Raw genomic sequence first — 9,311 nt, forward strand, 5'->3', positions numbered from 1 at the left:
CGGCATCGGCAGAGCGCGCGTCGGCGTGTCGGCCGCGGCAGCACCGCGGTGCTCGCGATGTCCTACAGGCCGGCGTTCGATGTCGAACAGACGGCCGCTGCGTGCGGCCCTAGCGTCGGTCCATGGTCGCCACCCCCGCCTCGGCATCGCCACGCAAGGACGCGCGCCGGATCGCGCCATCGCGGCTGGCGTGGCTGGCGCTGTGCGGCGCCCTCCTCGTGTGGCCGGCCGCGCAGGCGCAGGACGCCGCGTCGCTGCGGGCGCGCCATGCGGCACTGCGAGAGACGCTGTCGACCAACGCCTTCCGCCGGCCGCTGCACGTGGAGTCGCGGCAGGGCGACGGGGAGCTGCGAGGCGACATCCATGCCGTGATCGAGCAGCCCTACGCGAGCGTCGGGCCCGCCCTGACGCCGGTCGGCGCGTGGTGCGACATCCTGATGCTGCATCTCAACGTCAAGCAGTGCACGGCCTCGAGATCGTCGGCCGGCGAGGCCCTGCGCCTGGCGATCGGGCGCAAGTTCGACCAGCCGCTGGCCGACGCCTACCGCTTCGAGTTCGGCTACCGCGTGCTCGCGGCCCGGCCCGACTACCTGCACATCGCGCTGCAGGCCGACGAAGGTCCGCTCGGCACCCGCCGCTATCGCATCCAGGTCGAGGTGGTGGCGCTCGACGCGCAACGCAGCTTCCTGCACATGTCCTACTCCTACGCCCACGGCGCGGTGGCGCGGATGGCGATGCAGACCTACCTGGCGACCGCCGGACGCGACAAGGTCGGCTTCAGCGTCGTCGGCACCGATGCAGGCGGGCGGCCGGTGCACGTCGGCGGCACGCGCGGCGTCATCGAGCGCAACACGATGCGCTACTACCTGGCCGTCGAGGCCTACCTCGGCGCGCTGGCCGTGCCGGCCGCGCAGCGGCAGGAGAAGCGCCTCAACGACTGGCACAGCGGCGTCGAGCGCTACCCACTGCAGCTGCACGAGCTGGAGCGCGACGACTACCTGCGGATGAAGCGCGGCGAGCTCCGTCGCCAGCAGGCGTCGCTGGCAAGAGCCCCCGGGCCGTCGGGCCGGCTTAGGATCGCTGCATGAGCCCCGACACCCCGCCGCCCCGTCGCGACACGACCGACGACGGACCGGCCCCGGGCGAGCCCGCGCCTCGCGAGCGCTCCAGCGTGGCGGCCACGGTGCTCGCCACGCTCGCGGTGATCGCCGCGCTGTGGTGGGGGCAGCGCTTCCTGATCCCGCTGACGGCCGGGCTGATGCTGGCCATGCTGGTCATGCCGCTCAACGCCCGGCTGACGCGGGTGCTGCGCAGCGCCGTGGCCGCGACCCTGCTGAGCCTGCTGATGGTGCTGGGCACGCTGGTGCTCGGCGCCATGGCCTTCGGCGGGCAGTTCGTCCGCGTGGCCGAACGCACGCCGGACATGATCGGCATGGTGACGCAGCAACTCGCCGAGCGCGACCCGGGCACGGACTCGCTGCTGACGCGGGCACGCGTCGCGCTGCAGGAGCTGGACCGGGCCGCCGACCGCATGATGCGGCCCGAGCCGCCGGCCCGGCCGAAGCGACGCGCGGCCGCCGCCACGACGCCCGCTGCGGCACCGGCCGCCGCCAGCGCCCCGGTGGCCAGCATCACCGAGGGCGCCACGGTCGCGCTGCGCGAAACCGCGGTCACCGGCTCGAGCGTGCTGCTCGCCTTCGCCGGCAACCTGTCCATCATCTTCTTCATCGCGTTCTTCGTGCTGACCGGCGGCGCGCCCCTGACCGAGCGCTTCCTCGGACTGTGGGGCCACGATCCGCGGGTCCATGCGCGCGCCCGCCAGGCGCTGCTGGAGTCGGGGCGGCAGATCCGCATCTACGGCGTCGTGCTGCTGGTCACCAACACCGTCATCGGCATGGCCGTGTGGGTCGCCTTCTCGCTGGCCGACCTGCCCGACGCCGCGGGCTGGGGTGCGGCCGCCGCGGTGCTGCATGTCATTCCCTACCTCGGCATGGCCCTGCTGACCGTGCTGGGCGCGGCCGAGACCTTCCTGGCCCACGGCACGGCGGGTGCCGCGCTCGGCATGGCCGGCTTCGTCGTGCTGCTGTCGACGCTGGTCGGAACGCTGGGCACCGCGTGGCTGCAAGGCCATGCCGCGAAGATGAACGCCGCGACCGTGTTCATCGGCCTGGTGTTCTGGGGGGCGCTGTGGGGGATCTGGGGGCTGTTCCTCGGCCCGGCCCTGGTCGTGCTGATCAAGGTCGTCGCCGAACACTCGCGGTCGGGCGGGCGCCTGGCGCAGCTGATGAAGGGCTGAGCCCCGTCAGGCGGCCTGCGGCAGCGGCAGGAGGCGGCGCTGCTCCTGGCGCACGACCGCATAGCACTCGCAGGCGCGCTGCTCGAGCCGGGGCCGGTCGAGCACCGCGATGTGGCCCCGGCGGTAGCGGATCACGCCGGCATGCTGCAGCTTGAGCGCCGCCGAGGTCACGCCTTCGCGGCGCACGCCCAGCAGCCGGGCGACGCCCTCCTGCGTCATCTCCAGCTCGTTGGAGGGCGACCGGTCCAGGCTCTGCAGGAGCCGGCGGCACAGCTGCTGATCGATCGTGTGATAGCGATTGCAGGCGGCCGTCTGCGTCGCCTGCACGATCATCGACTGCGTGTAGCGCAGCAGCATCGTCAGCACCGGGCCGCCGCGCGCGAGGTCCTGCTTCATCAGTGCGCCGCGCAGGCGATACGCCTGGCCCGCATGCTGCACGACCGCCTGGCTCGGCGACGCATCGCCGCCCATGCAGTGCGCCAGGCCCACCAGGCCGTCGTTGCCGATGACCGCGGTCTCGATCGAGGCACCGTCCTGCGTCAGGTACAGCAGCGACACGACGGCCGAGACCGGAAAGTGGACATGGCCGGCGGCGGAACCGGGCTCGCCGATCACCTGGCCGGCGCGCAGGTCCACGACTTCCATCTCGGGCAACCAGCGCCGCAGGTCGGAGTCGGGCAGCGACCCGAGCAGATGGTTCTGGCGCAGGTCGGAGATGGATCGGGCTGTCGCATTCACGGGACTCTCCGCAGTTTCGAGTCCCGATGGTCGACCCCGACGCATCGCACCGATATCGGCGCAGGCCGGGTTCCCGTGTCGGTCGCTTCCTACAGCGGCGACGTGGCGGCGGCCGCCCGGCATCGCGTCGGTCGGCCCGCGGTCATGAAGCCGCCTTGCCCTCGTCGTCGACATCGAGGCCGCGCGCCGGCGACTCGAAGCTCTGCACCTCGCCCGCCGTACGGTCGACCAGCTCCTCGACGAGGAAGCGCCCGTAGCGCCGCGCGGCGGCCGCGCCCGTCGCCGCCGCCAGGTCGGCGACGCGCCGCGCACGCTCCTCGTCCGGCGTCGGCACCACCAGGAAGCTGCAGCCGCTGCGTGCCAGGTCCCGATGGGCCTTGACCAGGTTCAGGTCCTGGCCCAGCGACGCCATCGGGCTGGCATTGCGCAGGTCCGCGTCGGCTTGCGCCACCATCTCCTGCGGCGTGTAGCGCGTCAGCGCCTCGACGTCGAACCCGGCGAGGCCCAGCGCCGCCGCCGCCGCCTCCATGCCGGCAGCGGAGCGGAACGCGAGCACGGTGTGGCCGACCGGGCTGAAGACGCCGAAGCTCTCGGGGGGATGCGACTTGTCCATCGTCGTCGGCCCTAGCCCAGGTTGTCGGCCGCGAAGCCCCAGTCGACCAGCCGGTCGATCACGGCGCGCACATGCTCCGGGCGCCGGTTCTCCCAGTCCAGGTAGTAGGCGTGCTCCCAGACGTCGATGGCCAGCAGCGGCCGCAGGCCGCGCGTCGCGGGCACCTCGGCGTTCACCGTCGTGATCACCTTGAGCTTGCCGCGCTCGAGCACCAGCCAGGCCCAGCCGCTGCCGAAGTGCTTGATCGCGGCGTCGGCCAGCATCGCGTTGCAGGCGTCGACGCTCTCGAAGGACGCCTCGATCAGCGGCCGGATCGACAGCGGCGGCACGCCCCCGCCGTCGGGTCGCAGGCTCTTCCAGTAGAAGTCGTGGTTCCAGGCCTGCGCCGCGTTGTTGAAGACCGGCACCTCGTCGGCCTGCCCGGCGGTCGCGGTGATGATGTCCTCGAGCCTCATCTCGGCATAGGGCGTGCCGGCGATCAGCTTGTTCAGGGTATCGACATAGCCGCGCTGGTGCTTGCCGTGGTGCAGGCCCACGGTGCGCGCCGAGATGACAGGGGCCAGCGCGTCCTCGGCGTAGGGCAGCGGGGGAAGCTCGTGCGACGGGCTGTGGGTCGTCGGTCTTGCGCTCATCTCGGGTCCTTTCGATCGGGTGCGTCGCCGCGACGGCGCCGCAGCAACACGGTCGATGAAGGCTAGGGACCGCGTGCGCGCCGGTCTGTGGGCCAGGCCACACAAGCACGCAGAAAGCGCGCTTCGATCGCCGCGGAGCCCGCACGCGCGGCGTTGTCCTACACCCGGTGGCCCCGGCGCGCAGCGCGACGCGCCGGCGGTCCTCAGGCCGTCGTGGCCTCGGCGCGCCGCACCTGGGCCGCCAGGGCCAGCAGCGCGCCGACGACGATGCCGGCCACGGCCAGCGCCGCGCCGGCCGACAGCATCGCGAGCCCGGTCACGCCCTGCCCCACCGAGCAGCCGGCGGCGGTGACGCCGCCGATGCCCATCAGCAGGCCGCCCAGCAGGTGGTCGCGCAACTCGCGCGGGCCGGAGAAGGACTCGAGCCGGAACTCGCCGCGCAGCCGCGCCGACACGAAGCTGCCCGCCAGCACGCCGACGGTCAGCATCACGCCGAAGCTCACGGTCGCGTTGCGGTCGGACCAGAAGGTCAGCAGGTCCAGCGTGTGCGCGACCGGCGCGGTGAAGGTCAGCGCCTCCGGGCGGCGCGACTGCGTGCCCAGCCAGGCCGGCTCGAGCGTCTCGGGGTGGTCGGGCAGGTAGCCGACGAAGCCGGTGAGCCACCAGGCGGTCGGCACCAGCAGGCCGATGACGACGCTGGCGACCCACTGCGTCGGCTCCATGTCGGCGCGTCGCCGCCACAGCCAGACGATGGCGGCCAGCAGCACGAGCCCCAGCAGGACGCCGCGCCAGGCCGCAGCCGATCCCGGCAGCCAGGCGGTCAGCAGCGAGCCCAGGTCCTGCGGCGTCGGCAGCTGCACGCCCCAGCTGTCGACGCTGCGCACGCGCGCCTCGGCGAACACGCCGCGCAGCGTCATCTGCGCCGCGATCGCCGCCACCAGCAGCGTGACGATCGCCTTCAGGTTGCCTGCGCCGGCCTTCACCAGGCTGCGCTGCGGGCAGCCGGCCGCCAGCACCATGCCGTAGCCGAACACGACGCCGCCGAGCAGGTAGGACGCCCACAGGAAGCGGTCGCTCCAGGCCAGCGCGCGCGGCGCCTCGAAGACCTGCAGCGCGATCAGTGCCTGCGTGCCCGCCGCGGCGACCACGACCACCAGCAGCCAGGACAGCATGCGCCCCTGGCCGCCGAAGATGTACCAGTCCGCGATCGCGCCGCGCACGCAGAAGCGCGAGGCCTGACCGGCCGCGCCCAGCACCAGCCCGAGCAGCAAGGCGCCCCAGACGACGGCCTGGGTGGCGGCTTGCGGGGAGAGCGGGAAGTCCATGGGCGGCGGCGGTCGGATCGGGCCGACATTCTGCCCGCCGGGCGGTGCAAACCCGCATAGCCGCATATTTGCATACGCTTATATTTGCACTCACTGATCTAGACGACACCCACCGTGCCCCCTCCCCCGTCCCTGGCCGGCCGCCTGCTGAAGGCTCCCGAGAACTTCCTCGACCGCGACGACATCCGCACGGTGTTCCGCGAAGGCAAGGCCGGCCGGCGCGACTTCATCCGCAACGCCTTCGCCGCCGCGGTGGCCGGCGGCGCGGCACCGCTGGCCGCGGCCCGGGCCAACCCGGTGGCCGGCGACGGCGACCCCAACATCCTGAGGCTGCCCGAGCACAGCCGCGGCCTGGGCCGGCCGGTCGCGACCGACGGCTACGGCAAGCCCTCGCGGTACGAGTCCAACGTGCAGCGCCGCCAGAGCCCGGGCCTGACGCAGACCACGCAGGCCTCGGTGTCGTTCGCGCCGCTGCAGAGCCTGTTCGGCATCGTCACGCCCAGCGGCCTGCACTTCGAGCGCCACCACCAGGGCTGGTGGGACATCGATCCGTCGAAGCACCGGCTGATGATCAACGGCTCGGACGAGGCGATGCTGAAGCGTGCGATGGTCTTCACGCTCGACGAGCTGATGCGCCTGCCGTCGGTGTCGCGCTTCCACTTCATCGAGTGCGGCGCCAACACCGGCATGGAGTGGGGCAACGTCGCCGTGCCCACCTGCCAGTACAGCCACGGCATGATCAGCTGCAGCGAGTTCACCGGCGTGCCGCTGAAGACCCTGCTCGACCTGTGCGGTGCCGACTGGAAGCGCGGCCGCTTCGTGCTGGCCGAAGGCGCCGACGGCTCGTCGATGACGCGCACCATCCCGCGCTCGCTGATCGACAGCGGCGAGGTGATCGTCGCCTACGGCCAGAACGGCGAGATGCTGCGGCCCGAGAACGGCTATCCGCTGCGCCTCGTCGTGCCCGGCGTGCAGGGCGTGAGCTGGGTCAAGTACCTGCGGCGCATCGAGCTCGGCGACCAGCCCTACGGCACCAAGGACGAGGTGCTGCACTACGTCGACCTGATGCCCGGCGGCCTGCACCGCCAGTACAGCTCGCTGCAGGAGGTGAAGAGCGTCGTGACCACGCCCTCGGGCGGCCAGGTGCTGCTGGACCGCGGCTACTACAACGTCTCGGGCCTCGCCTGGTCGGGCCGCGGCAAGGTCCGGCGCGTCGACGTGTCGGTCGACGGCGGCCGCAACTGGCGCATGGCGCGGCTCGAGCAGCCGGTGATGTCGAAGTGCCTCACGCGCTTCAACGTCGACTGGGCCTGGGACGGCAGGCCGGCGCTGGTACAGAGCCGCGCGACCGACGAGACCGGCCACGTGCAGCCGAGCTATCAGCAGCTGCGCGCGGTGCGCGGCTCGCGCTCGATCTATCACAACAACGCGATCCAGACCTGGCTGGTGCAGGAGAGCGGCGAGGTGCGCAATGTGCAGCTGGCGTGAGTCCCTGCTGGCCGTCGGCGCGCTGCTGCTGTCGGCCGCCGCACTGGCGCAATCCGCCGCCCTGCCCGGCATCGGACGCCCCGCAACGCCCAGGGAGATCGCCGCCTGGGACATCGACGTGCGGCCGGACTTCAAGGGCCTGCCGCCCGGGTCGGGCTCGGTGGCCCGGGGCCAGGAGGTGTGGGAGGCCCAGTGCGCGTCCTGCCACGGCGTGTTCGGCGAGTCGGGCGAGGTCTTCAATCCCGTGGTCGGCGGCACGACCCGGGCCGATGTCGAGCGCGGCCGCGTCGCGCGCCTGACCGATGCCGGCTATCCGGGCCGCACGACGCTGATGAAGGCCTCGCAGGTCTCGACGCTGTGGGACTACATCAACCGCGCGATGCCCTGGACCGCGCCCAAGTCGCTGAGCGTCGAGGAGGTCTACGCGGTCACGGCCTACGTGCTCAACCTGGGCGGCGTGCTGCCCGACGACTTCGTTCTGAGCGACCGCAACATCGCCGACGTGCAGCGGCGCCTGCCCAACCGCGACGGCATGACACAGCGGCACGCGCTGTGGCCGGGCCGCGAGTTCGGCGGCAGCGCGCGGCCCGACGTGCAGGGCTCGGCGTGCATGCGCGACTGCGGCGGCGAGCCGAAGCTCGCGTCCTTCCTGCCCGACTTCGCGCGCGATGCGCACGGCAACCTGGCCGACCAGAACCGCGAGGTCGGTGCGCAGCGCGGTGCCGACACGCGCCGCGCCGCCGCGAACCAGCCCGTGGCGGCGGCGACATCGCCCCCCGCGCCCGCGAACGCCGCCGCACTGGCGCAGAAGCACGGCTGCACCGCCTGCCACGCGATCGACAGCCGGATCCTCGGTCCGTCGTTCCGCGAGATCGCTGCGCGCCACGCCGGTCGCGACGATGCATCGACCTGGCTCGCCGGCCGCATCAAGGCCGGCAGCAGCGGCGCCTGGGGCACGATCCCGATGCCGCCGCAATCCGCGCCCGATGCCGACCTGCGTTCGATCGCCGACTGGCTGGCGCGCGGCGCCGCGCCCTGATCCACCGGCTAGGGATGGCACCGAGCCGGGACCCGCCACGAATCATTAGCATCGAGTGATGAAGGAGACCCTGATGAACACCCGTCGAGACATGCTCCAGCGCAGCGCGAGCGTCGCCGCGCTGATGATGGCGGCCGGCCTGCTGCCGACCGTCGCCCGCGCCCAGGCCTCGGGCTACAACGCCGCGGCCTTCGAGACGAAGACCATGGCCGAGCTGATGAAGGCGCTCGGCGGTTCGGCACCCGCCGAGAGCAAGGACGTCACGATCACCGGTCCCGACATCGCCGAGAACGGCGCCGTCGTGCCGCTGGGCGCCGCGACCACGCTGCCGGGCGTGAAGCGTCTCGCGCTGCTGGTCGAGAAGAACCCCAGCATCATGACCTCGATCTTCGAGCTGACCGATGCGGTCGAGCCCTCGATCACGACGCGCGTGAAGATGGGCCAGTCGTCCAACGTCTTCGCGGTCGCGATGATGAACGACGGCCGCGTGCTGTATGCGCAGAAGGAAGTCAAGGTGACGCTCGGCGGTTGCGGCGGCTGAAGCCTCGCGCCCGCTTCGACACCCCGAACCGCAACGATCGAAGGAGATTCCCATGGCAGACCCGATGCGCATCCGAGCCCAGGTGGCCGGCCCCAACGCCACCGTCCGCGTGCTGATGGCCCACGAGATGGAGACCGGTCAGCGCAAGGACTCGTCCGGCAAGACGATCCCGGCCTGGCACATCCAGCAGGTCAGCGCGAAGCACAACGACAAGACCGTGATGACCGCCCAGTGGGGCCCGGCCGTCGCGAAGAACCCCTTCCTGCAGTTCACGATCAAGGGCGCGAAGGCCGGCGACAAGGTCGCGATCACCTGGGTCGACAACAAGGGCGACACGCGCACCGACGAAGCCACGGTGTCCTGAGCACCCGCGCGCGATCGGCAGGAAGAACCACGGAGACAAGCCCGAATGAGACACGCAAGGATCGCCGGCGGTGCGCTGGCCGCCGTCGCACTGGCCACGGCCGGCGTCGCCTGGTCGCAGGCCAGGAGCACGGCCGACGGCATCGCCGAATACCGCAGGATGCTCGAGGACGGCAACCCGGCCGACCTCTTCGAAGCCAAGGGCGAGGCCCTGTGGAAGCAGAAGCGCGGGCCGAAGAACGCCTCGCTCGAGCGGTGCGATCTGGGCAAGGGGCC

10 protein-coding genes and 1 pseudogene are annotated in these 9,311 nt (G+C 72.1%); 7 read left to right on the top strand and 4 right to left on the bottom strand.

Going from position 1 to position 9,311, the window contains the following annotated elements; translation table 11 throughout:
• The first annotated feature begins 122 nt into the window (after positions 1-122).
• Together QZV97_RS11690 and QZV97_RS11695 are read left to right on the top strand one after the other, a co-directional pair.
• Positions 123-1,088, top strand: coding sequence for a hypothetical protein (locus QZV97_RS11690; RefSeq protein WP_295642071.1), 966 nt, complete (start codon positions 123-125; stop codon positions 1,086-1,088).
• A complete protein-coding gene (locus QZV97_RS11695) occupies positions 1,085-2,296 on the top strand; it encodes an AI-2E family transporter (protein WP_295642072.1) in 1,212 nt (403 codons plus the stop codon). Before QZV97_RS11690 ends, QZV97_RS11695 begins: the two co-directional genes overlap by 4 nt.
• Before the next feature lie 6 nt (positions 2,297-2,302).
• Here the strand turns inward: QZV97_RS11695 and QZV97_RS11700 are convergent, their stop codons facing one another.
• From QZV97_RS11700 to QZV97_RS11715, 4 genes are all read right to left on the bottom strand, one after another.
• Complete coding sequence (locus QZV97_RS11700; protein ID WP_295642092.1) at positions 2,303-2,941, bottom strand: Crp/Fnr family transcriptional regulator; 639 nt, start codon at positions 2,939-2,941, stop codon at positions 2,303-2,305.
• A gap of 235 nt (positions 2,942-3,176) precedes the next feature.
• Positions 3,177-3,647 (bottom strand): hypothetical protein, encoded by a 471-nt coding sequence (locus QZV97_RS11705; protein WP_295642074.1) that lies wholly within the window; start codon positions 3,645-3,647, stop codon positions 3,177-3,179.
• Between the two features lie 11 nt (positions 3,648-3,658).
• Complete coding sequence (locus QZV97_RS11710) at positions 3,659-4,279, bottom strand: superoxide dismutase (RefSeq protein WP_295642076.1); 621 nt, start codon at positions 4,277-4,279, stop codon at positions 3,659-3,661.
• 203 nt (positions 4,280-4,482) lie between these two features.
• Entirely contained in the window at positions 4,483-5,604 is a 1,122-nt protein-coding gene (locus QZV97_RS11715; RefSeq protein WP_295642078.1) for a YeeE/YedE family protein, read from the bottom strand.
• Positions 5,605-5,718: 114 nt separating this feature from the next.
• On the opposite strand from QZV97_RS11715, the gene soxC reads away from it, so the two are divergent.
• From soxC to QZV97_RS11740, 5 genes and pseudogenes are all read left to right on the top strand, one after another.
• Entirely contained in the window at positions 5,719-7,092 is a 1,374-nt protein-coding gene (gene soxC, locus QZV97_RS11720) for a sulfite dehydrogenase (RefSeq protein WP_295642080.1), read from the top strand.
• A complete protein-coding gene (locus QZV97_RS11725) occupies positions 7,076-8,131 on the top strand; it encodes a c-type cytochrome (RefSeq protein ID WP_295642082.1) in 1,056 nt (351 codons plus the stop codon). The genes soxC and QZV97_RS11725 overlap by 17 nt, the downstream gene beginning before the upstream one ends.
• A gap of 73 nt (positions 8,132-8,204) precedes the next feature.
• Positions 8,205-8,672: a thiosulfate oxidation carrier protein SoxY gene (gene soxY / locus QZV97_RS11730; RefSeq protein WP_295642084.1), complete on the top strand. Its 468-nt coding sequence runs from the start codon at positions 8,205-8,207 to the stop codon at positions 8,670-8,672.
• A gap of 52 nt (positions 8,673-8,724) precedes the next feature.
• A complete protein-coding gene (soxZ, locus tag QZV97_RS11735) occupies positions 8,725-9,036 on the top strand; it encodes a thiosulfate oxidation carrier complex protein SoxZ (RefSeq protein ID WP_295642086.1) in 312 nt (103 codons plus the stop codon).
• A 45-nt stretch (positions 9,037-9,081) separates the two neighbouring features.
• Positions 9,082-9,311: pseudogene (locus QZV97_RS11740) on the top strand (sulfur oxidation c-type cytochrome SoxA); the annotation flags it as partial.

It is taken from the genome of uncultured Methylibium sp., assembly GCF_902826655.1.
GTDB lineage: Bacteria > Pseudomonadota > Gammaproteobacteria > Burkholderiales > Burkholderiaceae_C > Methylibium.